The sequence below is a fragment of the Verrucomicrobiota bacterium JB022 genome, assembly GCA_030673845.1.
Lineage (GTDB): Bacteria > Verrucomicrobiota > Verrucomicrobiia > Opitutales > Oceanipulchritudinaceae > WOUP01.
Genome location: JAUTCQ010000017.1, coordinates 342,347 through 365,395, shown reverse-complemented (window position 1 = coordinate 365,395; position 23,049 = coordinate 342,347). Strand labels below are relative to the sequence as shown.

General features: G+C 62.6%; 27 protein-coding genes and 1 pseudogene. 14 read left to right on the top strand and 14 right to left on the bottom strand.

Going from position 1 to position 23,049, the window contains the following annotated elements; translation table 11 throughout:
• Window positions 1-45: 45 nt before the first annotated feature.
• Window positions 46-726: a (d)CMP kinase gene (gene cmk / locus Q7P63_14355; protein MDP0501272.1), complete on the top strand. Its 681-nt coding sequence runs from the start codon at window positions 46-48 to the stop codon at window positions 724-726.
• An 87-nt stretch (window positions 727-813) separates the two neighbouring features.
• Here cmk and Q7P63_14350 read toward each other — a convergent pair whose 3' ends face one another.
• On the bottom strand, window positions 814-2,214 hold the full coding sequence (locus Q7P63_14350; GenBank protein MDP0501271.1) for an NAD(P)/FAD-dependent oxidoreductase: 1,401 nt from the start codon (window positions 2,212-2,214) through the stop codon (window positions 814-816).
• Between the two features lie 122 nt (window positions 2,215-2,336).
• On the opposite strand from Q7P63_14350, the gene hemB reads away from it, so the two are divergent.
• The 4 genes from hemB to rpiB all read left to right on the top strand — a co-directional run bounded on the left by hemB (window position 2,337) and on the right by rpiB (window position 4,736).
• Complete coding sequence (gene hemB, locus Q7P63_14345) at window positions 2,337-3,407, top strand: porphobilinogen synthase (GenBank protein ID MDP0501270.1); 1,071 nt, start codon at window positions 2,337-2,339, stop codon at window positions 3,405-3,407.
• A 10-nt stretch (window positions 3,408-3,417) separates the two neighbouring features.
• The gene (locus tag Q7P63_14340; protein ID MDP0501269.1) at window positions 3,418-3,795 is read left to right on the top strand and encodes a hypothetical protein; all 378 of its coding nucleotides are present in this window, start codon (window positions 3,418-3,420) and stop codon (window positions 3,793-3,795) included.
• Window positions 3,792-4,181 (top strand): hypothetical protein, encoded by a 390-nt coding sequence (locus Q7P63_14335; GenBank protein ID MDP0501268.1) that lies wholly within the window; start codon window positions 3,792-3,794, stop codon window positions 4,179-4,181. The genes Q7P63_14340 and Q7P63_14335 overlap by 4 nt, the downstream gene beginning before the upstream one ends.
• A 114-nt stretch (window positions 4,182-4,295) precedes the next feature.
• Complete coding sequence (gene rpiB, locus Q7P63_14330) at window positions 4,296-4,736, top strand: ribose 5-phosphate isomerase B (GenBank protein ID MDP0501267.1); 441 nt, start codon at window positions 4,296-4,298, stop codon at window positions 4,734-4,736.
• On the opposite strand, the gene Q7P63_14325 is transcribed toward rpiB, so the two are convergent.
• Entirely contained in the window at window positions 4,733-5,152 is a 420-nt protein-coding gene (locus tag Q7P63_14325; protein ID MDP0501266.1) for a cupin domain-containing protein, read from the bottom strand. The two genes, rpiB and Q7P63_14325, sit on opposite strands and share 4 nt — an antisense overlap.
• Before the next feature lie 123 nt (window positions 5,153-5,275).
• On the opposite strand from Q7P63_14325, the gene Q7P63_14320 reads away from it, so the two are divergent.
• Both Q7P63_14320 and Q7P63_14315 read left to right on the top strand, forming a co-directional pair.
• A complete protein-coding gene (locus Q7P63_14320; GenBank protein ID MDP0501265.1) occupies window positions 5,276-5,767 on the top strand; it encodes a hypothetical protein in 492 nt (163 codons plus the stop codon).
• Between the two features lie 7 nt (window positions 5,768-5,774).
• Window positions 5,775-6,230, top strand: coding sequence for a hypothetical protein (locus Q7P63_14315; protein ID MDP0501264.1), 456 nt, complete (start codon window positions 5,775-5,777; stop codon window positions 6,228-6,230).
• Window positions 6,231-6,235: 5 nt separating this feature from the next.
• Here Q7P63_14315 and Q7P63_14310 read toward each other — a convergent pair whose 3' ends face one another.
• Entirely contained in the window at window positions 6,236-7,126 is an 891-nt protein-coding gene (locus tag Q7P63_14310; GenBank protein MDP0501263.1) for a glycosyltransferase family 2 protein, read from the bottom strand.
• 100 nt (window positions 7,127-7,226) lie between these two features.
• Between Q7P63_14310 and Q7P63_14305 the strand changes: the two genes are divergently transcribed.
• A complete protein-coding gene (locus Q7P63_14305; protein MDP0501262.1) occupies window positions 7,227-8,684 on the top strand; it encodes an oligosaccharide flippase family protein in 1,458 nt (485 codons plus the stop codon).
• Window positions 8,681-10,141: an O-antigen ligase family protein gene (locus tag Q7P63_14300; GenBank protein MDP0501261.1), complete on the top strand. Its 1,461-nt coding sequence runs from the start codon at window positions 8,681-8,683 to the stop codon at window positions 10,139-10,141. The genes Q7P63_14305 and Q7P63_14300 overlap by 4 nt, the downstream gene beginning before the upstream one ends.
• Here Q7P63_14300 and Q7P63_14295 read toward each other — a convergent pair.
• Window positions 10,138-10,542, bottom strand: a complete 405-nt coding sequence (locus Q7P63_14295; GenBank protein ID MDP0501260.1) for a SufE family protein — start codon at window positions 10,540-10,542, stop codon at window positions 10,138-10,140. The genes Q7P63_14300 and Q7P63_14295 overlap by 4 nt on opposite strands.
• A complete protein-coding gene (locus tag Q7P63_14290; GenBank protein MDP0501259.1) occupies window positions 10,539-11,213 on the bottom strand; it encodes a class I SAM-dependent methyltransferase in 675 nt (224 codons plus the stop codon). The genes Q7P63_14295 and Q7P63_14290 overlap by 4 nt, the downstream gene beginning before the upstream one ends.
• A gap of 128 nt (window positions 11,214-11,341) precedes the next feature.
• Here Q7P63_14290 and Q7P63_14285 point away from each other — a divergent pair, with 128 nt between their 5' ends.
• A complete protein-coding gene (locus tag Q7P63_14285; protein ID MDP0501258.1) occupies window positions 11,342-11,671 on the top strand; it encodes a DUF2834 domain-containing protein in 330 nt (109 codons plus the stop codon).
• 7 nt (window positions 11,672-11,678) lie between these two features.
• Here Q7P63_14285 and Q7P63_14280 read toward each other — a convergent pair whose 3' ends face one another.
• Window positions 11,679-12,446 carry a hypothetical protein gene (locus tag Q7P63_14280; protein MDP0501257.1) on the bottom strand — a complete coding sequence of 256 codons (768 nt, stop codon included), beginning with the start codon at window positions 12,444-12,446 and terminating at the stop codon, window positions 11,679-11,681.
• 96 nt (window positions 12,447-12,542) lie between these two features.
• Here Q7P63_14280 and Q7P63_14275 point away from each other — a divergent pair, with 96 nt between their 5' ends.
• Window positions 12,543-13,394, top strand: a complete 852-nt coding sequence (locus Q7P63_14275) for a hypothetical protein (protein ID MDP0501256.1) — start codon at window positions 12,543-12,545, stop codon at window positions 13,392-13,394.
• A gap of 10 nt (window positions 13,395-13,404) precedes the next feature.
• On the opposite strand, the gene Q7P63_14270 is transcribed toward Q7P63_14275, so the two are convergent.
• The 4 genes from Q7P63_14270 to gpmI form a co-directional block, all read right to left on the bottom strand.
• Complete coding sequence (locus Q7P63_14270; GenBank protein MDP0501255.1) at window positions 13,405-13,770, bottom strand: type II toxin-antitoxin system VapC family toxin; 366 nt, start codon at window positions 13,768-13,770, stop codon at window positions 13,405-13,407.
• Complete coding sequence (locus tag Q7P63_14265) at window positions 13,767-13,991, bottom strand: ribbon-helix-helix protein, CopG family (GenBank protein ID MDP0501254.1); 225 nt, start codon at window positions 13,989-13,991, stop codon at window positions 13,767-13,769. Before Q7P63_14265 ends, Q7P63_14270 begins: the two co-directional genes overlap by 4 nt.
• Window positions 13,992-14,300: 309 nt before the next feature.
• Window positions 14,301-15,527 carry a pyrophosphate--fructose-6-phosphate 1-phosphotransferase gene (locus Q7P63_14260; GenBank protein MDP0501253.1) on the bottom strand — a complete coding sequence of 409 codons (1,227 nt, stop codon included), beginning with the start codon at window positions 15,525-15,527 and terminating at the stop codon, window positions 14,301-14,303.
• A gap of 32 nt (window positions 15,528-15,559) precedes the next feature.
• Window positions 15,560-17,134 carry a 2,3-bisphosphoglycerate-independent phosphoglycerate mutase gene (gene gpmI / locus Q7P63_14255; GenBank protein MDP0501252.1) on the bottom strand — a complete coding sequence of 525 codons (1,575 nt, stop codon included), beginning with the start codon at window positions 17,132-17,134 and terminating at the stop codon, window positions 15,560-15,562.
• 279 nt (window positions 17,135-17,413) lie between these two features.
• On the opposite strand from gpmI, the gene Q7P63_14250 reads away from it, so the two are divergent.
• A complete protein-coding gene (locus tag Q7P63_14250) occupies window positions 17,414-18,412 on the top strand; it encodes a hypothetical protein (protein MDP0501251.1) in 999 nt (332 codons plus the stop codon).
• 51 nt (window positions 18,413-18,463) lie between these two features.
• Here Q7P63_14250 and Q7P63_14245 read toward each other — a convergent pair whose 3' ends face one another.
• The 4 genes and pseudogenes from Q7P63_14245 to Q7P63_14230 all read right to left on the bottom strand — a co-directional run bounded on the left by Q7P63_14245 (window position 18,464) and on the right by Q7P63_14230 (window position 21,195).
• Window positions 18,464-18,958: a hypothetical protein gene (locus Q7P63_14245; GenBank protein ID MDP0501250.1), complete on the bottom strand. Its 495-nt coding sequence runs from the start codon at window positions 18,956-18,958 to the stop codon at window positions 18,464-18,466.
• Window positions 18,931-19,104 (bottom strand): hypothetical protein, encoded by a 174-nt coding sequence (locus tag Q7P63_14240; protein MDP0501249.1) that lies wholly within the window; start codon window positions 19,102-19,104, stop codon window positions 18,931-18,933. Before Q7P63_14240 ends, Q7P63_14245 begins: the two co-directional genes overlap by 28 nt.
• 61 nt (window positions 19,105-19,165) lie before the next feature.
• Window positions 19,166-19,384, bottom strand: a pseudogene (locus Q7P63_14235) (DUF1801 domain-containing protein).
• 20 nt (window positions 19,385-19,404) lie between these two features.
• Window positions 19,405-21,195 carry an ATP-binding cassette domain-containing protein gene (locus Q7P63_14230; GenBank protein ID MDP0501248.1) on the bottom strand — a complete coding sequence of 597 codons (1,791 nt, stop codon included), beginning with the start codon at window positions 21,193-21,195 and terminating at the stop codon, window positions 19,405-19,407.
• Between the two features lie 205 nt (window positions 21,196-21,400).
• On the opposite strand from Q7P63_14230, the gene Q7P63_14225 reads away from it, so the two are divergent.
• Together Q7P63_14225 and Q7P63_14220 are read left to right on the top strand one after the other, a co-directional pair.
• Window positions 21,401-22,009, top strand: a complete 609-nt coding sequence (locus tag Q7P63_14225) for a PEP-CTERM sorting domain-containing protein (protein ID MDP0501247.1) — start codon at window positions 21,401-21,403, stop codon at window positions 22,007-22,009.
• 163 nt (window positions 22,010-22,172) lie between these two features.
• Window positions 22,173-22,766, top strand: a complete 594-nt coding sequence (locus tag Q7P63_14220) for a PEP-CTERM sorting domain-containing protein (GenBank protein ID MDP0501246.1) — start codon at window positions 22,173-22,175, stop codon at window positions 22,764-22,766.
• Window positions 22,767-23,049 lie beyond the last annotated feature (283 nt).

Sequence of the window (23,049 nt, the reverse complement as noted above, 5' to 3'; positions counted from 1 at the left end):
CGTTTGCCGTTGCCCTGCCCTCCCAATCGCCCAAGCTTTTCGGACATGGCGCAAGAGCAATTCCTGATCATCGCGTTGGACGGCGGCGCGGCGACCGGCAAATCGTCGACTTCACGCGGCCTCGCCCGGCTGCACAACCTGCTGCACGTCGACACCGGCACGCACTACCGCGCCTTGACGCTCGCCTGCCTGGAGGCCGCCGTCGCCCCCATTGCCAGCCCGGACTTGATTACGCTGCTGGAGCAACTGGCCCTGGGCTGCCGTATCGACGACCGCGAGGCCAACGTGACCGTTAACGGTCGCCAGCCGACGATGGAGGAGTTGCGGGCCGACGAAGTGAACAGCCTCGTCTCCCGCTACGCCGCCCTGCCCGAGGTGCGCGAAGCGGTGAAGGCCTATCAGCGCGGACTGGCCGAAGAGGCCCGCCGCAGTGGCTTCGACGGCCTGATCATGGATGGCCGCGACATCGGCACCGTGATTTTCCCGGATGCAGACCTCAAGGTCTTCCTTTTTGCCGACGAATCCACCCGTGCCCAGCGCCGCGCCGCCGAGGGCCAGGTGGACGCCATTGGCGACCGAGACAAGGCCGACCAGCAGCGCAAGACGGCCCCGCTCGTCCCCGCCGCCGACGCCCAGCGTATCGACACCGGCTCTTTTACGCTCAACGAGGTGATCGCGCAAATCTCGGGCCTGATCGAAGACGCCCGCGCCGCGAAGCTGGGTTAGTTCTATTCAAGCCACGGATTTACAGGATGAAACACGGATTCTCTGAGTTATCCGTGGAAATTCGTGTAGCTCCGTGGCCAGATAAGATTACTGCTTGCCGCCTGCCACCGTCTGGGCGACGGAGTGGGAGCGGCCGCGCCGGAGCAGAGCCCGGTGGACGGGTTGCGCCTTCTCGTTCTTGAAGAGGAAGGAGCCGTCCATGTTGGTGATGACCCGCGCGCCACGCTTGTCTCGAATGTAGGCGTAGGCCCACTGCAGGAGCACGGCCAGCTTGTTGCGGAAGCCGATCAGGAACATCAGGTGGATAAACAGCCAACCGAGCCAGGCGAAAAAGCCGCCAAACTCCAGCTTGCCCACCTGCGCCACGGCCCGCTTTTTGCCGATCGTGGCCATGTTGCCCTTGTCCCAGTAGGTAAAGGGCTTGCGCTCGGGCAGCTTCTGGTGGGCGGCCTGTGCCTTCAGCTCTTCGCCGATCAGCTTGGCCACGTATTCGCCCGTCTGCATGGCACCGGGAGCAATGCCGGGCACCTGACGGCCTTTGGTGTCCTTTAGGTTGATGATGTCGCCGAGCGCAAAGACGTGGTCGAAGCCGGGCAGTGAGCAGTCGGGCTTGACCATGATACGGCCGCCACGGTCTTTTTCCACGGGCAATTGATCGAGCAGCGCGCTCGCCTTCACCCCGGCGGTCCAGATGATGTTTTCGGCCTTGATCGTGCGGCTGGGCAGCTCGATCTCCCCCTTGCGGATGTCTTTGGCCAATTCGCCGGTAATGACTTCGACGCCCATTTCCTCCAGTTGACGGCGGGCGCTTTCGGAAAGCTTTTGCGGGAAGGGCGGCAGCACGCGGTCCATGCCCTCCACGAGGATCACCTTGGCCGCCTTGAGGTCCACGCGCTTGAAGTCGCGGTCGAGCACGTGGCGGGCAAGCTCGGCAATCGCCCCCGCCATCTCGACTCCGGTCGGGCCGCCACCCACGACCACGAAGGTCAGCAGGCGCTCGCGCAGCTCGGGATCGTCGGTATTTTCCGCCTCCTCGAAGGCGAGCAGCAGGTTGTGACGCAGGCGGGTGGCATCGTCGAGGCTCTTGAGGCCGGGCGCGAACTGCTCCCACTGGTCGTTGCCAAAATAGTTGGTGCGCGCGCCGACGGCCAGCACGAGGTAATCGTAGGGCAGCGGCTGCGGGCGGTCGCGCAACTGGATCTCGCGGCGCGTCAGGTCGAGGTCGACCGCTTCATCCATCAGCACAGTGGTGTGGCGCTTTTGCCGGAGGATCTGGCGGATGGGCTTGGCGATCTCGGGCGCGGAGAGCCCAGCCGTGGCAACCTGGTAGAGCAGCGGCTGGAAGAGGTGGTGGTTTTGGCGGTCTACCACGACCACGTCCGCTTGAGAGTCGTCAAAATTCTGGGCGAAAGTGAGCCCGCCGAAGCCGGCTCCGAGGACCACGATGCGTGGCCGGTGAGTCTCCGCCTGATGCATGTTATCAGCCATGGTAAAGGTACCATGCTTGGATCGGGCGTAAATGCAACGCTGTCTCAAATTCTCTGGAGGGCCCAGATCAAAGGCAAGCTGCGGCCTTGCCTCGACGCCCCGGGTAGTCCAGATTGTCTACCATGTCCGAAGGCCCTACCCTCCCTGGCTACCGACTGACCCACCGCCCGCGCCGCCTCCGCCGCACCCCCGCCATCCGTGCGATGGTGCAGGAAACGCGCGTGACCGCCGACGACCTGATCATGCCATTGTTCGTGATCGAGGGAGACGGCGCGCCGGAGCCGATCCAGTCGATGCCCGGGCAGCAGCGTTGGCCCATCCGCCAGTTGGTGCGCGAGTGCCTGCAGCTGGCCCAGCTCGGCATCCGCGGGGTGGCCCTCTTTCCCAAGCTCGACAGCTCGCTCAAGAACCCGACGGGCGATGAGGCCCTGAACCGGGAAACGCTCGTGCTGCGGGCCGTCCGCGCGATCAAGCAGGCCGTGCCGGAGCTGTGCGTGATCACCGACGTCGCGCTCGACCCCTACACCACCCACGGCCACGACGGCGTGCTGACCGCCGACGGCAGCGATGTCGACAACGACCTGACGCTTGAGCGCCTCGCGCGCATGGCCGTGCTGCAAGCCGAGGCCGGTGTGGATTTTGTCGCCCCCAGCGACATGATGGACGGCCGGATCGCCGTGATCCGCGAAGCCCTCGACGAGGCGGGCTACACCAACACGGGTATCATCGCCTACAGCGCCAAGTTTAACAGCGCCTACTACGGGCCCTTCCGCGATGCGGTGGGCAGTGCGCAGGCCGCCGGCACGACCTTGCTCGGCAAGCACACCTACCAGCTCGACCCCGCCAACGCCCGCGAAGCCGCCCTCGAAGTGGAGCTGGACGTGATGGAAGGGGCCGACGCGGTGATGGTGAAGCCCGCGGGTGCCTACCTCGACATCATCCGCCAGACACGCGACGCCGTGGACCTGCCGGTGGCCGCCTATCAGGTGAGCGGCGAATATGCCCAGATCATGGCCGCCTCTCAGCTCGGCTGGCTCGATCTCAAGCGCACCCGCGACGAAAGCCTGCTGGCGATCAAGCGCGCCGGCGCCGACATGATCCTCACTTACTTCGCCCGCGACGTCGCCCACAGCCTCAAGCACGGCGACGAACGCAACGTCGCCCCTATCTTCGAGCAAAGCGGCGGGATTTGAGGAGGGGGGGATGAACAAACACCTGCTTTTTGTTCTGATCTCCCTTGGGTTCTTTCATTTTACCAGTTCGCAAGATTTGGGAATAGAAGAGGGGGATTTACCGCCGACACCTATCTCAGCAGTCGAAGCTCGCAACATCGCCACGAAAGCGTATCTCACCAAAGCAAACATAGGCCCTAAGACCTTAGGATCAGAGGCTCAGATTTTCATATTGGGCTTCGACGTTGACGGGTTTGCCAAGAAAGGGGACCCAATATGGACCATTACTTTTGGCCGGTCTTTAGGAGATTACCTTGGAATGATCTGGGTCCATACGGAGACTGGAGAAATTTACTTTGTTCACGGGCCGTGGGTAGACCTGAACAAAGGCTCGGAGGCGAGCAGATGAAGCGTGCAGGTATTCGAAGGCTTTCGCTGCTTCTGTTTTCTCTGGTCCTGCTTCATTTACTGAATAGCCAAGACTTGAGAATGCGCCCTCGGCCTGAAGAGGTATTCTCAATTTCCGAAGAGGAGGCTGGTCAGGCAGCGCTGGAGGTCTACAAGACAAGGCTGGCCGATAATTTTGACCCGGAAGTAAAGGTCGCCCGAGTAAACTATTTTAGGCTGGGATACGACGTACAAGACTTTGGAGATAGGCGAGATCCGGTCTGGTCGGTAATATTGGCGCGTCCACCATTCGACTACATGGGTTTGGTTTGGGTCCACGCTCAGACCAAGCAGGTGTATTTCATCAACGGACCATGGCCTGAAGCGGAGCTTCCCCCGCTTCAGTGAGTTGAAGGAATCAGAAAAGCGACGGCCAGCGACAGGTTGTCTCGATGGAGAAGAAGCGGCCCTGACCGCACAATCGGCTTGCTCCGGGGCGGCAAGTTGTGAGTCTTGTTGGCGATGAAAATCGCGTTGGGCACAGACCACGCCGGCTACCGGTTCAAGGAAATCGTCAAGGCTCACCTCCAGAGCCGTGGCATCGAAGTGATCGACTTCGGCACCAACAGCGAGGAGTCCGTGGATTATGCGGACTTCGTGGTGCCGGCGGCCGAGACGGTCGTGAAGGGCGAGAGCGACGGCGCGGTCGTCTTTGGCGGCAGCGGAAACGGTGAGGCCATCGCCGCCAACAAAGTCAAGGGCGTGCGTTGCGGCGTCTGCTGGAACGTCGAAAGCGCCCGGCTGACGAAGCTGCACAACAACGCCAATGTCATCGCCCTTGGTGGCCGCATGATGCCTGCGGAGATCGTGCCGCAGATCATCGACACCTGGCTCGATACCGAGTTCGAAGGTGGCCGCCACGTTACCCGGATCAACAAGGTCCACCAAGTCGAGCAACGCTAGGCTTTTTGAGGTTCGCCGCGTTCCTGCGCGGCGAACCATTCCACAATCGCCGGCATCATGGGCTCGAAAGCCCCCGGCAGGTAGACATTGAAGAGCGTAGCGGGCATATCGCTACGGTTTTCAAAATCGTGCACCGTTCCGGCAGGGATGCGGATAAACGAGCCGCGCGGGGCGTCGATCCAATCCTCCCCCACCAGGATGGCAAGCGTGCCTTCGGTGACGAGGAACAGCTCCTCATTTTCGTCGTGCGTATGGGGGCCCGGCCCGGGGCTGTGCGGGGCCACCGTCCATTCGGAGACGCTGTAACGCCCGTCTGTCTCGTCGCCATCGGCTTTGAAAACGGCGGTCATCGGGCCGCAGGCATAACGGCGGCCTTCCTGAGGGCCAAGGATCAGCGGTTTCTGGTCAGGCTTCATAGGCGGAGGCGGGCGAAAAACTTTGTCTACCAAAACTTCGCATTATAAGCAACCTACGCCTGCCCTCGTAAATGAGCCGTCTTTATCCTTGCCGTTCTTGTAGTGGGAAAACAAACCAAGGAAATGTCCTTACGTTGGTTGAGTCTATTTGCGCTGCTGGGTTTGAGCCTCACGGGCTGCGAAACCGTGCCTGGCGGCGGCAATCCGCCTACGGCCGAAATGGTGTTCCAAGAGATCGTACCCGTCCCGGCCGACGTCATTCCCGCTGGCAAGCTCGATGTGATCCCGCAGCCCATCAATGCGGAGCAGGCCCGCCAAAGCGAAGAGTGGGACCGCTTTGGCCGCACCATCGGGCGCCTCTTCTTTGGCGAATACACCTACGACTACAAGGTCGTGATCTTTGTCGACGAAAGCGGGCACGTCTACGATGCGCAAATCCAGGAGGCCAACTCCGGCTTTGGGCACAAGGAGCTGATCGATGCCTGCAAGCAGTTCCAGTTCACCCCGGGCACGCTCAACGGCCAGCCGACCAAGTTTTTCTACAACGATCGTATTTCGATGACGGTCAGCTTCCGGCCCAACTACCAGCCGCCCGTCCCCGAATCGTTCGACTAAGCCACCGATGCGCGCCACCCTCCACGCCTTGCTCCTTGCCTTGTTGACCGGCCTTGGCCTTGCCGGTTGTGGGACCACCCCCGCACACGCACCGGGGGAAGAGATGGTCTTCCAGCAGGAGATTGCCGTGCCGAATACGGTGATGCCTTATGAGGAGCTGGACAACCAGCCGGCCTTGCTGAACGAGGACGAGGTGCGGCACAGCACGGCGTGGAAACAGTTCAGCCGCGCCATCTGGTCGAAGTATTTTGGCGAAAACACCTTCGTCTACCACGTATTGCTCTACGTGGACGAAGAGGGCAACGTGATCAACGCACAAGTTGTGCAGGCCAACTCCAATCAAGCCCACGGGATGTTGTTGAAGGCCTGCCGCCAATACCGCTTCGAGCCCGGCCTGAAAAACGGCCAGCCGGTGAAATACTACACGCTGAAGCCCGTCAGCATGTTGGTCAGCAACTACTAGCAAAACTACGAAACGGCCCGACGGCGGCCCCACTCCGACCGGGCGAGCAGGATATTGAGCAGGTAGCGCCCGCCGCGCAGACCAGCCTGCCGCAGGTAAGCCGCGCCGTAGCGGGCAAACCCGTAGTCGAGACGGCAATACTTATAGCGGCTCAAAACCGTGTGCAGTACAAAGTGGCGGCGCACGCGGGGCGGCATCTGCGCCCGGAAGTCTCGCAACAGGCAGCGCCACGTGCGCACCAGCCCCCGCTGCTTGGCCACCAGATGCGGGCTCGGCTGTGGGTAGACGTCGACCAGCGGCACATTTACGACCGGCACCTTGGCGGGCTGCCAACAGGCCAGCATGGACGCATAGAAGTAGTTGTCTTCCCCGCCGCGAAATTCTTCCGGGAAGACGGGCGCACCTTCTCGCCGATGGCAAAAGGTGAGCGTGGAGGGGAAGGCGACCGTCCACCGCTCGTCACCCGTCAGCACCTCTCGATCGCACTGGACCAGCCGCCGCCGCTCCCGTAGGTGATAACACAGCCCTGCCAGCAAGAGCGGGCAATCAGGCTCACGCTCGATCCGCTCAACCAGACGCGCCAGACGGTCGGGGCGAGCCGCATCGTCGTCGTCCTGGTATACGATCCACTCGCCCCGGGCCACCCGCAGCGCGGCATTGCGCGAGACTCCGGAAGGCGAGGCGACGGGCATCTCGATCACCCGCAGCCGGGGGTCGGCCAGCAACGGCTGAAGCGCGGGCACTTGCCGCACCCGCTCGTCAGGATCGTTCGCATCCACCAGGATGACCTCAAAATCCGGATACGTCTGCGCCCACAGGCTGGCCAAGGCCCGGCCCAACGTGCCGTGACGGGCGCGAGTGGGCAGGATGATACTGAAGCGAGGCGAGGCCGACACCGCCGCTAATTGAGGTTGAATCGCCTGCCCCCCGCAACAAAATGCGTGGCCAGATGGTCGCCGCTTTCTCCATGCACCCTGTGCCCGCCCGCCTGCAACCGTGAGCGCCGAACCTGCCCAGAGCAACCGGCAGGCAATGGCGGCCGCCGTGGTCGGGCAGGCCCTGCGCGCGCTGACCACCATTGCGGGCATCATGGTCCTCGCCCGCCTCGTCGAGCCGGCGGTGTTCGGCCACTTCGCGCTGCTCTGGAGCGTGGTCATCTTTCTGGATAACCTGCGCAGCTTTGGCTGGCTGGAGGCGGTGGTGCAGGTGCCCGAAGTAGCCGCCGAGACCTTTCGCAGCCTTTTTTGGCGCACGGCGGCGCTCGGGCTCGGGTTTGCGGGCCTGATGGCACTGACCGGGCCGTTGCTGGAGCTGCTCTACGGGGAGCCGGGCTTCGTCGCACCCGCCCTGGGGCTGTCGCTCCTCTTTCTGGTCGGCGGCCTCAATCTCCAGCCACAGGCCCGCTGGCGCCGCCAGATGCGCTTTACAGAGCTGAACGTGGCCTTGACTGTCGCCATGGCCTTTGGGGTGGGTATGTCGGTTTTGGTCGCGTGGCGGGGCTATGGCATGGCGGCGCTGATCGTAATGCATGTGGCGCGCGAGGCCTTCCTGACCATATGGCTGCTGGCCTGCCAACGGCGCGACCCCTTCCGCTGGAGCTGGGCCCCGCTGCCGGAGGTGTTTGGCCGCTATACGCGCGACTTGCTCGTGCAGCGGCTGGTGAGCGTGCATACCTTGCGGCTCGATCAGTTTTTGCTCGGCGCCATCGCTCCTGCCGCGCTACTCGGTATCTACAACCGCATGTTTACGCTGGTGGAGATGCCGACTCGCAACCTGCGCATCGCAGTCGGTGAGGTTTCGCACGCCTCGCTCAGTCGCCTGCAGAGCTACCCGCCTCGGCAGGCCCGTTACTTTTTGCGCCTGCTGCAGGTGCTCGCCTGGCTATGGCTGCCGGTCGTGGCTGTGGTGCTGGCGGCGGGCGAAAGCGTGATCCGCGTGGCGCTCGGGCCCGGTTGGTCGGTCGGCTTGCCCTATCTGCAACTGCTGACCCTCGCGGCGACGGGCTTCCTCTTCTGGTATGCCTGCATGTGGCTCGACCTCGCCCAAGGAGCGACCCGCCGCACACGTAACTGGGCGCTCGTCCAGGCGGCAGTCGTTTTTGCGCTGATCGGGCTCGGTGCGCTGCACTCGCCGCTGGCGCTGGTCGCAGGCTACAGCGCGGGTTGTTTTGCGCTGATGCTGGCCCGGCTGCACCGCATGCTGGCGCGGTTACGCCCTCACGCGCCCGAGGCGGGCTGGAAGCGCATGATCGCTCCAACCTTGTGCGCGGCGGTGGTGGGCGCGGTTTTTGCCTTGGTCGAGCAGGCCACGGATTTCCCCGACCTTTACCAACTGGTTTTGAGCACCTTACTCGCGGGTGGGTTACTTGCAGCCTGGCTCTTGCGCAGCCCTCGGGCGCGGGCCGAGCTGAAAGCGTGGCGTGAGCTGCTGGCCCGAAAAGGAGCCACGCCGTGATCGACGGGCGTTGGCGACGGATCTGGGCGAGCGTGGGGTTGTTGCTCGGCGGCGGCTTCCTCGGCGTGCAGGTAGCGAGCGGCGGCTGGCTGTGGGCGCTTGCCCTGCCCTTCGGCCTCGCCCTCTACACCTTGCAGCGCGCCCGCCCGGTGTCGTTCGAGGGCCTGATCCTCGCGGTGCTCGTCTTTGGCTACATCGCGGGCAACCGCGGCTTTGCGCAGCTCAACCTCGGCGGGGTCTTCGTCGGCGAAATGGCGCTGGTCGTCATGGCGCTGCTTGGCCTGCGCTTCCTCGCACAACGGCAATCCCTGCCCTACCGCTTCGACACCGTCGGCATGGGAATCCTGCTGCTGATGATCATCGGCGTGGCGCGGCTGGCCTTGGGCGACCTCCGCCAATACGGGGTGCTGGCGTTGCGAGACTTTGCGCTCGTCTACTACGCGGGCTTTTTCTTCCTCTGCCAGCCGGTGGCGCGCCACCCGGAGAGTCGTCGCCTGGTCGAGCTGTCGCTGCTGCTGGGCTGCGTGGCGCTGGTGCCCGGCTACCTCCTCTTTACCCAGTTCCGCGAGTTTTTCGTCAACGAAGTGCGCGTGGCGGGCATCCCGTTCATCTTCTACAAGGGCGACCTCGTGGCCTGCTACTTTGGCGGCGCGTTCGTGTTCTTTTACCACGCTTTCCGCCAGTCGCGACAACACCTGTGGCTGCTGCTGGCCCTGCTCTCGTGCCTGCTGATGCTTCATACGACTAACCGCGCGGCCATCCCGGGCTTTGTCTTCTGCCTGTGGCTGCTGTATCTGGCGGGCGAGCGCCGGGCCCCGTGGATCACGGCCAGCGGTGCCTTGTTGCTGGCCCTGCCGGTGGTATGGCTGAGCTTTGCGGCGGCGGACGACTTTCGCCAGACGCGCGTCTGGAGCGTCTACGAGCACACGCTGTCGCTCGTCGATGTGGGGGGCGACTTCCACTACACCAACCGCGACGCCCGCTCCAGCGGCGACAACAATCGCTTTCGCCTCGTGTGGTGGGAAACGGTGTTGCGCGAGACGACCCAGCACGCGCCAATTACGGGGCTAGGCTTTGGCTACAGCCTCTCCTCGGCCTTCGTGGAAGCCTACTACCACAGCGAGCTGGACAACTTTACCGCGCGCAGCCCGCACAGCGTCATCCTGACGATCTACGGGCGCATGGGCCTGCTGGGGCTGGCCGCGTTTGGCGTGATCTGCTGGGGCATGTTGCGCGGCACCTGGCGCAGCGTCCGCCTGAGCCGGGCGCAAGGCAGCCTGCACCCCACACTGCGCTACTGGTGCTGGTGCTGGATGCTGCTCAGCGGCGCGGCCTTTGGCGTCGTGCTCGAAGGCCCCATGGGGGCCGTGCTCTTCTGGTCGATCCTCGCCTTCGCGACGGAAGGCACCCGGGAGGCGGAGGCGATGGCTCTCGAATCTACCAACGGCTCAAGCTAGGCCAACCCACCCGCCAACTCGCGCAAGCGGGCGGCGACGAGTTGGAGGCCGCGGCGGCGGTTGGGCGAGAGGTGGGCGTCGATGCGGGTCTGCGCAAGCAGTTGGGACTCGTGAGCGGCGGCTTCCTGCGGGGTGCCGACCGAGTAGATGTCGCCCAGCAGGCAGGCGATGCCTTTGACGATGCTCGAATCTGCATCCACGGCAAAGCGCGCCCCTTCGGCCTGCGGCACGATCCAGACGGCCGATTGGCAACCGCGCACGCGGAAGGCATCTTGCCGCAGGGCTTCGGGCAACGGTGCGTAGGCGGTACCCAGCTCCACCACATAGCTCAGGCGCTCCTGGGCGTCAGGGATCAGGTTCAGCTCTTCGATCAGCTGGTTTTCCTTTTCGCGGATCGTCATGCCCTCACCGTAGAGGCGGAGTCGGCGGTGGCAAGGCTCAGCAACAGGGCACGACACTCATGCCCGGAGTCGCGCCAGCGTTGCTCGACCTGAAAGCCGGCTTCGGTCGCAATCTGCTCGGTCGGCGGAAGCTCCTGCGGGTAGAGGTCGACCGCCCAGCGGAAAAAGCGGTAACTGGCGCCGCGTCGCCAGCGCGAGCCCCAGGGCGCAGAGGGGTCGAAATCGACCTCCAGCCACTGCCCGCCGGGCTTGAGCGCGCGGGAGAGCCGGGCGACGATCTGGCGCACTTCCTCAGGCGTAAACAGGTCGAGGAAAAAGGTGGTGACGACGAGGTCGTAAGCCTGCTCGGGGAAGTCCCATTCCCGGGCGTCGGCGAGATGCCAATGCAGGTCTACCGTCTGGTCCACTTCGGCCTGCTCGGCCCGGACGATGGCCCGGGCGAGCATACCTTCGCTGAACTCCACGCCGGTGGCCTCGCGCAGGGCAAAGCGCCGGTGCAACGCGCGCAGCATCCGCGCCTCCGTGTCGCCCAACAACAGGACGCGTCGAGGTCGCTTGACCTTCCCGAGTAATGCGATGCGCGCCAAACGTAGTTTGCGGCCAAAAACAAAGGTTTCCAGCCAGGGGTAGATCCCGGCCAGGCGGCTGTAGCGCTCCGGCTTCCCGCTCATAAGCAGGTTCTGACAGTTGGAGCAGAGGGTTACAAACCCTTCTTTTAAGGGGATTTCATGAGGCCGCCTCGGTGACGCTTGCCGAGCCCGCGCCGGTGGTCCAGACTCGCCTCGTCCTATTCGTCACCATGCGCTCCAAAATCTACCTCGTGCTGTGCCTGTTCGGGTTGATCGTGCCGATGCTGCCCTTCGTACATTGGCTGGGCTCGAATGGCCTCAATGTAGAACAGTTCTGGCACGAGATCGTAATTTCCCGCGTTGCCTCGTTTGCGTGGCTCGATGTGGTGTTCACCGCCCTCGCCTTGCTGGCCTGGATCGCCTTCGGCCCGGAGAAAGACACCGTGCGCGGCTCTGGGCTGGCGGTCGTCGCCACTCTGCTGGTCGGACCCTCGTGCGGCCTGCCCTTCTACCTCTACCTACGCGAGCGCAGCAAGATCGGGCTGCCGACGGAGAGCTAATCCAGCTCTACCCCAGCCAGGCGAGCAGACCGCCCAGGAAGAGGCAAACGTCGGGCAATAGGCGGTCGAGTTCTTCGCGGGGGCGCTTCCAGAGTTGCAACAACAGCATGGCGACAGCGGACGCGAGCAGGCCGATCCGCATCCCCCCGGTCCAGGTGGGCATGACAAGCAGCATCAACCCAGCGGCACAGGCAAACTGGAGCGCGAACCAGCCCAAGCGGCGCGAACCTGCCTGCCAACTCGTCAACTGCAGCAGGTTGATCAACGCCAGCAGAGACAGGCAAAGCCAGGCATGCCCCGCCTCCTCGCCCCAAGGCAAAAAGACGAGCACGCCGCCCGCAAAAAGGAGCGAGACGGCCACGCGCTTGTAGAGGATACGCGGCCAGCCCCGCCACCACGCCAGGCTAAGCGCGTAGCCCAGGGAGAGACCCGCCAGCACGACACCCCGCAGCCATTGCGCCCCGTCGAGCCAGAGCAGCGACAGCCCAAACTCGACCGCCAGCGCCACGAGCCAAATGACCAGCCAGGTGCGCTGGTAACGGCGGTAAAAGGCGTGGCGCTCGGTATCGAGGTGCCCGCCCGGACTGCGGCGCACGTCGAGCAGGCGGTCGGCCACGTATCCGAGCCAGATCGCCAGCGGCACGAGCACGTTGGCCGCGTGAAACGCGCTACCCGTCAACTGGCGGCTCCAGGCCAGCGTCCACACCAGCGCCACGAGAGGTGCGTCGAGCGAAAGCCAGACGAGCCAGCGCCAGGAGGAGAGCCGCGACTGCATGCAGACAGGTTTACGCCCTTTCGCCGCACGCTTCACGGAAAAAAGTCGCACCTCTTTGCATCGACGCGCCGGTTCCAGGGGTTTATGTGGATTGAGATGAAAGTCTGGGTTGCGTTATCCACAGGATTGCTGGTCGGGGCCGTCGTAGGCGGCACCGTCGCGTATTCGCTGCATGAAACCGAAGCCCCCGACCCCGTGGAAGCTTCGACCGCCCCCGCCGAAGGGCGCAACCTGAACAAGCTGCTGACCGCGTTGGAAGACGCCAACGTCAACCTTGGCCAGGCCAACCGCCGCATCACCGAGCTGGAAGGCGAAGTCGAGTATTGGCAAGACCTCGCGCACAATACCCCCGCCGTCGCTCTAGAAGAAGAGGAGGCGGTGAATGAAAACGGCCTGACGCCCGACCAACAGCGCCGCTTCGAGCGCTACAACCGGGGCATCGACCGCCGGATCGAAGGGCGTCGCCGCGAGCTGAATCAGGTGACCAAGCTGGAGCCGTGGCAGGAAGAGCGGCTCGACTTTGTGATGACCCAGATCCGCGACCAGATGGAAGCGCGTATGCTCGCCCGGGCCCGAGGCGAAGACTCCCCCGACGCCGATCCGTGGGATACCTACAATCAGGAGCTGCGCAACATCCTGACGCCGGAGCAGATGGGCACTTATCAGGATTACCAGGCCGACTTGCGCCAAGGCCGCCTCGAAACCATGTCGAACGCGACCATGAGCCGGCTTTCCGCCGGGCTGGGGCTCGACGAAGGCCAGAAAGACCAGCTCTACAGCGCCGTCTACCGCGCCGCCGAAGCCTCGTTCTCACAAGACGAAGGACCGAATTTCGAAGCCTTTGGGCAAGCGCTCAACCAGCAGCTGGAGCAATCCCTGCCGCCCGACCAGGTGGCCGTGATCCGGGAACGCCTCGAAAACGGATTCCCGGGCGGCCCACGGCGCTAAATGCCAGTTCTTACACCCGGTAGGGCGCTCGGACATCAGGCCAAGCTGGGTCAAAGTCTTTCGTGTTGCGAGAGACCAAGAGGCATTCTTCCGCCCGCGCAGTGGCATAAACAATGGCGTCGGGCACCTTGAGGCGATGATCGCGACGCAACCGAACGGCAATCTCGGCAATGGTGGCGGAGACGTCTCGCACCGTAAAAGTCGCGAGGAAACCCCGCACCGCCTTTTCCTCCTGCATGCTGCGCACGCCAACCAAGACCTCGATCAAGGTGATGGCGCTGATAATCCGTGTGTCGTAAAGCGCAAGTTCCTGGGCGGCTGATTCAATGCCGTTGAGGTAGTCGATCAGGATGTTGGTGTCGAAGACGGCCTTCATTCAGCGTCCCATTCACCCCGCAAACGCTCTTGATACGACAGCCCGTCTTCCTGACGGTTTTTCCAGATGCCAAAGGCGTCGGCAGCTTCTGAAGCCTGCTTTTGCCGCAGGTAGGCCTGAATCGCTTCGCGGATAAGGGCCGCCCGCGACCGCTGCTCGCGCTCCCCGATCCGATCCAGCGAAGCAATGACGTCCTCGGGCACTTCGATGATGGTGCGCATGAACGTCATCATAGGGCGTCATCATCATCCGTCAATCGCCTCCGAAAGTTGGCAATAAAAAATCCCCGGCCTTGTGAGGACCGGGGATGAGCAAAGAAGAACCCGGGGTATCGGCCCGCTGGTGCGGACCTCAACCCCGCGCTAAGAGCTGGCAAGCCTCTGGATTGCTGTAAGTTACAGCATCCCGAAGGGATGCCATCACTTAGCCTGCGTTGAGGTTCGCAAAGCGAACCGACACTGCAGGTAACCGTTCGAAACATAAAGCACCCTGGAGGGGTGCCAATGCGGAAAGGTTCGCTCAACGTAACACTAGTGCTGGACGGAGACCTTCGCGCCCTTGGGCTGGCCGATCTCTTCGAGCAGGTCTTCGAACCATTCGGTGTCGATGTCGAAGGGCTTGCCGCCCTTGATGCGGGAGAACTCGATCGCACGCAGCACGTTGTTCTGGTCTTCGTCGTGGCCGATGACCCCACCCTCGCGCACCATCGCGCACTCCACGGCCTTGTCGACGCAGCTCTTGATCAGGCGCAGGTCTTCGGCGTTCGGGGCGGCGGCGCGGGAGTAGTAACCGCTCTTCTGCACGAGCACCTTCTCGGCGCCCAGCTTCTTCGAGAGTTCTTCGGCGAAGTACTTGCCGGGGTTGACGGCGTCGAGCTTCACGTGGCCGAAGGCGTCGCGGGGCACGTCCTTGCCGGCGGCTTCCATTTGGCGCACGATGTCTTCCACGCCCGCACCTTCGGAGATGAAGATGTTCACGTTGTCGAACTCGTCCATGATCTCCTTCAGGCGCTCGGCTTCGGCGTCGAGGTCGATCGCCATTTCGGGCACGTAGACCCCGTGCACGGCGTAGCGTTCCTTCAGCAGGCCCAGCTCCGGCAGGTAGTCGTCGTGGTCAATCATGTCCATGTACTCAATCGCGGTGTAGGCGGTGAGCCAGCCGCAGTTGCGGCCCATGACTTCGTGGACGATGAGCATGCGCGGGTTGGCGTTGTGCTCGGCTACCACGTTGAGGAAATACTCGGCACCGTTTTCCGCCGCCGTCCAGGCCCCGAGGCTCTGGCGGATGGGGAACACGTCGTTGTCGATCGTCTTGGGCAAGCCGATCACCGTCAGCTCGTAGTCGTTTTCCTTGAGGAACTTGGCGAGGTCGGCCGCAGCGGTGTTGGTGTCGTCGCCCCCGATGGTGTGGAGCACGTCCACGCCGTCCTTGACCAGCTGGTCGGCCGCCTTCTTCTGCGGGTTTTCGCCTTCCTTCACGAGGCCGCGCTTCACGCAGTCCTTCACGTTGGTGAGCTTGACGCGGCTGTTGCCGATCGCGCTACCGCCGTGGCGGGTGAGCACGGCGGCGTCTTGCCGGATGATGTCGGTCACCTCGATGAAGTCGCCCAGCAGCAGGCCCTTGTAGCCGCCACGGTAGCAGATGATCTCGATGGAGGGGTCGATCTCGGTGTAGCGCTCGATCAGCATGCCGATGGCGCTATTGAGGCAAGGGGCCAGGCCGCCCGCAGTAAGGATGGCAACTTTCTTGGGTTTCATGGTCGATCCGGGGAAGGAGATAAGGTTGTCGTTCATGCTTGGATCAGGCACTCGCCGGTCATGGCGGCAGGTTGCGGCAGGTCCATCAGCTTGAGCACCGTCGGCGCGATGTCGGCAAGGCGGCCGCCCTGCTTCAGCTTCAGGCCGTCGCAGCCCTGGCCGTAGACGACGACTTCCACCGGGTTGAGCGTGTGGGAGGTGTGCGCGCCGGAGCCGTCTTCGAACTGCATCTGGTCGCTGTTGCCGTGGTCGGCGGTGATCACGGCCTTGCCGCCCACCTGGTCGATGGCTTCCAGCAGCTCGCCCACGCATTCGTCCACCGTTTCGCAGGCCTTGACGGCGGCACCGAGCACGCCGGTGTGGCCCACCATGTCGGCATTGGCAAAGTTGACCACGATGAGGCCGTATTTGCCGGAGAGGATCGCCTTCTTGGTGGCGTCCTTCACCTGGTAGGCGCTCATTTCGGGCTTCTGGTCGTAGGTGGAGACTTCCTTCGGGCTTTGGATCAGCTCGCGGTCTTCACCGTCGAAAGGTTCTTCGCGGTAGTCGTTGAAGAAGAACGTCACGTGCGGGAACTTTTCCGTCTCGGCGCAGCGGAACTGCGGGATGCCCAGCTCGGCCACATAAGAGCCCAGGATGCTCGGCATCTTCGCCGGCTTGCGGAACACCACGTGGTCGCAAAGGCCCTTTTGATACTCCGTCATGGTGGCGTAGTAGAGGTCGAGCTGCTTGCCGCGGTCGAAACCGTCGAAACCGGACTCGATGAAGGCGCGGGTCAGCTCGCGCGGGCGGTCGCCGCGGAAGTTGAAGAACACCACAGCGTCGCCGCTGGAGATCGGGCCCACCGGGTTGCCCTGGTGGTCGACGATGGCGGTCGGCACCACAAACTCGTCGCCCTTGCGGTTGTCGTCGAGCGGCTTGTCGTAGTAGCCCTGAATGGCGTCGATGGCGCTGGCGGCAGTGCGCTCGACCTTGTTGCCGGTCAGGCAGTTGTAGGCCTTTTCGACGCGGTCCCAGCGCAAGTCGCGGTCCATCGCCCAGAAGCGGCCAGAGACGCTGGCGATGCGGCCGAGGCCGATCTGCAGCAGCTTCTTTTCGAGCTGCTCGACATAGCCCTTGCCGGAAAACGGCGGGGTGTCGCGGCCATCGGTGAAGCAGTGGATGAAGAGCTTTTCCACGCCCTTGCTCTTGGCAAACTCCACGAGGCCGTAGAGGTGCTCGAGCATCGCGTGCACCCCGGCGTCGGACACGAGGCCCATCAGGTGCAGCGCGCCGCCGCTGTTGGCGGTGTGTGCGACGGCAGCGTTGAGCACGGCATTGTCGGCCACGGTGCCTTCCTCGAAGGCCTTGTCGATGCGCGTGATCTCCTGGTCGACGATGCGACCGGCCCCGATGTTCTGGTGGCCGACTTCGCTGTTGCCCATCACGCCACGGGGGAGACCCACGTCGCGACCGCACGCCATGATCTCCGTGCGGGGCCAGTTGGCGCTCAGCTTGTGCGCCACCGGCGTCTTGGCCTGCTTGACGGCGTTAAAGGAATCGTGGGCGGAGTTATGGTTTTCACCCCAGCCATCTCGGATGATGAGCACTACCGGTTGGCGCGACATAATGGTTTCTTAATTCAGGTTAAATTTCGATTAGCCCGACTAAACGGACCGAGTGCGACTTTTGCAGCCTCCAGCGCCCGATGACAAGCCAAAGCATGCGCACCGTCGCCATCTGCGCCGCATATGGTGGGGCTACACGCCACAAAGGCAAGGCGGGAGGTGGGAAAGGGGGTGAAAGAGGGCTTGCGACAGTAAAACCTCTGCCCCAACGAACAAAAACCTTCCCCTGTAAAGTTACGTTCTTACCATAGAGCACTTACCCCTTCAAAACTGCCTCTTATGCGCCCCTTACTGCCTCGATTTCTCCTGCCGGCTCTGCTGGCGCTCGCCCTGACTGCGGTTGTCGCCTGCGCCCGCAAACCCTCCCCTACCCTTACGATCAACTGGGGAGGCGCCTCGACCATGACGTTGACTCAGGGCAGCCTTCTCGCCGCCACCGACGACAGTTCAAACCCGTGGCTGGAGCTGTTCGAGCAGTATTGGTCGGTGCCCAGCCTGGAGACGTATCAACAGCTTTTTCGGGAAGGTGAAGCGCCTGAATTGTCGCAGGAGGCGTTTGCACAGTGGAAGGAGCACGTTGCTTCCAATCCACCCGAGGTGCTCGCTGCGTTTCCCTATCTCGATCGTGAGGGACGCGAAGCCGCGGCCATTCACTACCGGGCAGGCGACGCGCTGGGCAACGTCTTCCTCGCCAAGCAGCGGGCCGGGAAGTGGTATCCCTTTGACCAGGAAGAAAACGTGCAGCATCGCGAACTTCAGCGATTGGTCGCCACCTTTAAACCCGCCGCCTATTTCCTCGTCTCGGATTTTCCAGATGCGAGCGACGAAGCCCGCGAGATTCGAGAGCAACATGGAGAGCTGGCCGCGCAATTCCGCGAAACAGTAAGCGCGACTTCAAGCGATTCCTTGATCGACGGCAAAGCCATGTCGGCCAACCTCCAAGAGCTGTTCGAGCACGGCGATGCCGCCGCTCTGGAATTCGCCCAAGCCATCGGCTACGACCAGAACCGTACCCGCGTCCTCAAACATAGCCGCCCCCTGACCGAGGAGGACCGCCACGCCCATCAGGAGCTGCTGGCCCTGCTGCGCGCGCGAAGCTATCCGACCGCGTTGGCCGACATGATCCTGCACGACATTCTGGTCGGGGCGCCGCTATCTGCCGCCAAACGCATGCAGGAATTTGAAGGCACCCCATCGGTTCACGAGCACGTCATGATTATTCGAGAGATCTACGGCGACGATGCGGTCCGCGTGTGGGATTCGCGGGCACAGGAGTAGGAGTAAGCAAGCCTCCCGACCTCCCAGTTGGGTGAGTTGTATCAGCGAGATCTACCGCTGATTCTTCTTCAACTGCTCACGGATAAATAGCAGGTCGAGCTTATCCTTCTCTCGAACGGTCTGCTTCATCCTCCACAACAGCTCCAGGCTGGCGAAAGGGATTTCGACTTCGTCGATAGTGACTTTCTTGATGAAAGGAGCAGCTTCCTGAAAATCGATCCCACAGGCTTGGTGCATGAGGTCCACGACAAATTCGTCCGCCACGCGGATGACGTTGTATTTCTCGATGTCGCCTGGCTCCAGCTCTGCAGCCGCTTTGTCGGGCAAGCATAGAAGAGCGTCAATCACGTTACGCTCGTTTTCCAGCGTCGTCCGGACCAAAAGGTCGATGTCTTCGGTTGCCCGTAGGTAGCCGTGCTGAATGATAGCCATTCCCCCTACAACCATATAGTCGACGTTGCGGGCGTTAAGTTCGCGACACAGATCGAGTAAATCCTCCCGCGTCGGTGGTCGTGCTTCTAGCGGCCCATCATCTTGAGGTCCCATGCGGCTTTCTCCTCCCAAGTCTTGAAGCGGAAGACGCCGCGCGGGTGGAACGGCTTGTTGCCCCGTAGCGATATGGCGAGCTTTTGCAGGGCATCCCAATTTTCGAGATTGCCTGGCGCTGGCTGCCGTTTACCGACGACTTTCATAGCTCCACCATGATCGCACGCCCATTTCGCGTCAAGGCCGTCGCTTTTACCTCTACGGCTTCCAGCGCACGGCTTTGTGGACCTCCGGCAGTGTGCGCGTGAGGAGGGCGTCGAGCTGCTGGCCGACACGGCGCTTCCACTCCGGCATGGCGGCGATGTAGGCCTGCACGGGCGCGTCGCCGTCGGCCTTGGCGATCTGGGGATTGCCGCCCGAGAGCAGAACCGGCTGGCCGGACTCGGCTACGAGCTTCTTTTTTGCGGTCTTTTTCGAGGCGGGCATGGGCGTCGGAGGCTGAGAGATTACCCTTCCAGCTCTTCGCGGAGCTCTTCGAGCTCCTGCCAGCGGGCGTATTTGGTGGCGAGTTCGGCTTCGATCACCTTCATGCGCTCCTGGATCTCGGGCAGGCGGGCGGGATTGGTAGTGTAAAGGGAGGCGTCGCCCAGCTCGTCGGTCAACTGGGCCTGCTCGTCTTCGAGGGCTTCGATCTCGGCGGGCAAGCGCTCCAGCTCCCAACGCTCACGGTTGAGGAACTTGCGGGCCTTCTCGGGCTTGCCCGTTGGCTTGGGCTTGGCGGCCTGTGCCTTCTGCTCTTCCCAACGGCGGGCCTGCGCCTTTTGCTCGAGGTAGTCCTGATAACCGCCCACGTAGGTCTGCACGCGGCCGTCGCCTTCGAGCACGAGCAGCTCCGTCACCACGTTGTCGAGGAACGCACGGTCGTGGCTGACCAGCAACAGCGTACCGGCGTAGGTCGAGAGCAGATCTTCGAGCAGTTCGAGCGTCTCAAGGTCGAGGTCGTTCGTCGGCTCGTCCATCACCAGCACGTTGCAGGGGCGGGTGAAGATGCGGGCGAGCAACAGGCGGTTGCGCTCGCCGCCGGAAAGCATGCTGACGGGGCTTTGCGCGCGGTCCGGCGGGAAGAGGAAGTCGGCAAGGTAGCGCATCACGTGGATGCGGCGGCCGTTGATCTCGACCCATTCCTGGCCGTCGCCGATGGTATCGCGCACGGTGGCGGTTTCATCCAGCTCCGCGCGGGTCTGGTCGAAATAGGCGACTTGCAGCGCGGTGCCGTGCTCGACCGTGCCCGAATCGGGCTGAAGCTTGCCGAGCAACAGCTTGAGCAGCGTGGATTTGCCCGCGCCGTTGGGGCCGACGATGCCGATGCGATCGCCCCGGCTGATCGAGACGCTGAAGTCCATGATCACGGGCAGCCCGTCGTAGGCGTAGGTGACTTCTTCGGCAGCGATCACCTTCATGCCCGAACGCTGAGCCTGCTCGATCTCGAGGTGCACGCTACCGGCCTTTTGGCGGCGCTCGCGGTGCTCGACACGCATCTTTTTGAGCGCGCGCACACGGCCCTCGTTGCGGGTGCGGCGGGCCTGAATGCCCTGGCGGATCCATGCCTCTTCCTGCGCCAGCTTCTTGTCAAAATTCTCCTGTTGCTTGGCCTCGCCCGCGAGCAACTCCTCCTTGCGCAAGAGGTAGGTCTTGTAATCGCAATCCCAGCGCGTGAGGCGGCCCCGGTCGAGGTCAAGGATGCTGGTGGCGACGTTTTGCAGGAAGACACGGTCGTGCGTGATGAAAAGCACCGCACCCGCGAAGTCCTGCAGGAAGCGCTCGATCCAGGCGATCGACTCGATGTCCAGGTGGTTCGTCGGCTCGTCGAGCAGCAGCACATCGGGCTCGGTCACGACGCCGCGCGCGAGCAGCACCCGACGCTTGAGGCCGGCGGAGAGGTTTTCGTAGCGCACCGCACCGTCCAGCTCCATGCGCTCCAGCGTGCGCTCGACCTTGGTCTGCATCTCCCACTCGGGCAGGTGAAAAGGCTCAAGCCCGGCGGTGACGATCTCCGTGATGGTGCCGTGGTGGTCGGGGATTTCCTGCGAGAGGAAGGCCATGCGCCGCCCGGCGGGCAGGTAGGCTTCGCCGCCGTCGGCTGGGAGCACGCCCGCCACGATCTTGAGCAAGGTCGACTTGCCCGCGCCGTTGCGGCCCACAATGCATACGCGCTCCTGCTTCCCCAGCTCAAACGACACCTCGTCGAGCAACGGCGGGCCGCCAAAGGCCATCTTCACTTTCCGGACTGACAGCATAAACGGCCACTATGAGGCAGGTGCGGCCAGCTTTGCAGCATCAAATTATATAGCTGCGCCTCAATCCTCGTTGGCCAATCCCGGGCGGACTTGAGGAGACGTTTCGGCAAATAAGGTCCAAAAATTCCTAAAGCGTTTCAAAAAAGACCGTTATACCAAGACTTGCGCGTTTACCGCTCAACTTAGCGCCTCTCTTACTAATTTCATGAAACATCTCCTCACCTTCGCCGCACTGTCAGCGGGCATCCTGCCCCAGTCGTTTGCTGCCCTCACGATCGAATTGTCGTTCGATTCTACCGATTTCGCGATGGGCACCACGGGCACCTTCGCCATCAGTGGCACCCACACCCCAACTGGATCCGCCCAAGGCAGCGGATATTACACTCTCGATCTAGCGCATGGCATGTCGGCGGGAAGTGCCTCCAGTTCTGGTTTCGATCTTTCGCTCCAATCGACTTCACTTACCGGCACCGCAAGCTACGACTCCACGCCCTTCACCTTCAACGGCGCAAAGTTCTACTTTATGGTGGATGAGATGATGACCGGCGAGCAGGTATATCTCTCGGTAAATTTGCTCAGTGATTCTTCAGTCGCCGGCTTGGTCGGCCAGCCCCTCACCATTGATCTGGAAGGGACCTTTGAGATCGACAGCTCCTATGGGAGCATAAATCTGGAGGACCTTTATAACTCCTACGGCGACGGCGGTGTAACCGTCGGCGCAGCCAGCCCTGTCGTCCCCGAGCCTTCGACCTACGCCGCTCTGGCGGGCCTGGCCACGCTCGCTTTCGCGGCCTTCCGCCGTCGCAAGGCATAAGCGTCCCTCTAACTTTCCTTTCGCCTAGCCCTGCCGTTTAACGCGGCGGGGCTTTTTTGTGCCCGCGCGCCAGAAAAAAGCCCAGAAACGTTTTGTAATATTCCTCAAAACATCCTTTAACCAACTGAACTCACTCATCATCAGGTACATCAAACCCTATATCATGCGTTCTCTAAGTCTTCTGGCCTGCCTTTGCGCCTTCACCTCAGTTGCCTCCGCCGCTCTTTCGCTGGGGATCACCTTCGATAGCGATACGATCGCCACCAGCACCACCGGCACGTTCTCGCTCACGGGCACGATTGAAGACCCGGGCCTCGGTATTGGCGGCAGCAGCTACTACATCAACCTCCCCGAGGCGCTAATGCCGGCGGAGCTGGGTGAATTCGACCTGCAGCTAAGCACCACCTCGATCAGTGGCACGACGAGCCTCGACGGCTCGCCCTACCCGATCACCTCGGCGAACCTGATGTTCAGCTACTTCCCGATGCTCTACAATGAGAACCTCGCGTTCTACGGCTTCCTGTATGGCCCGGAAGATCACGAGTTTACGGGCGAAACGGTGACGATCAACCTCACGGGCACCTTCATCGTCTCCCAACTCTACGGGGCGACGCCGGAGATTTCCGACCTCTATGGCTCTTTCGGCAACGGCGCGCTGACGATCAGCAACACCGTTGTGCCCGAGCCCTCCACCTACGCCGCTCTGGCGGGCCTGGCCACGCTTGCTTTCGCGGCCCTTCGCCGTCGCAAGGCGTAAGCGTCACCCATCTTTACTTTCGCTTGGCCCTGTCGTTTAACGCGGCAGGGCTTTTTTGTGTCTTCAGCAAAGGTTCGACTGGAGAGCATGGCCGACCTGCCTGCGGCGAGCCACCATCTCTACCTAACTGGCAGCATAAACCGCCACCACAGGGCAAGAGCGACCAGCCTTGTCCCATAAATGGAAATCCTCTCGGGGATAAGTGAAGTTAATTTTCACGAATTTAAACCTATTCAAAAAAAGCAATTCCTATCGATTGTTACTTTGACACGAAAGAAGCCAA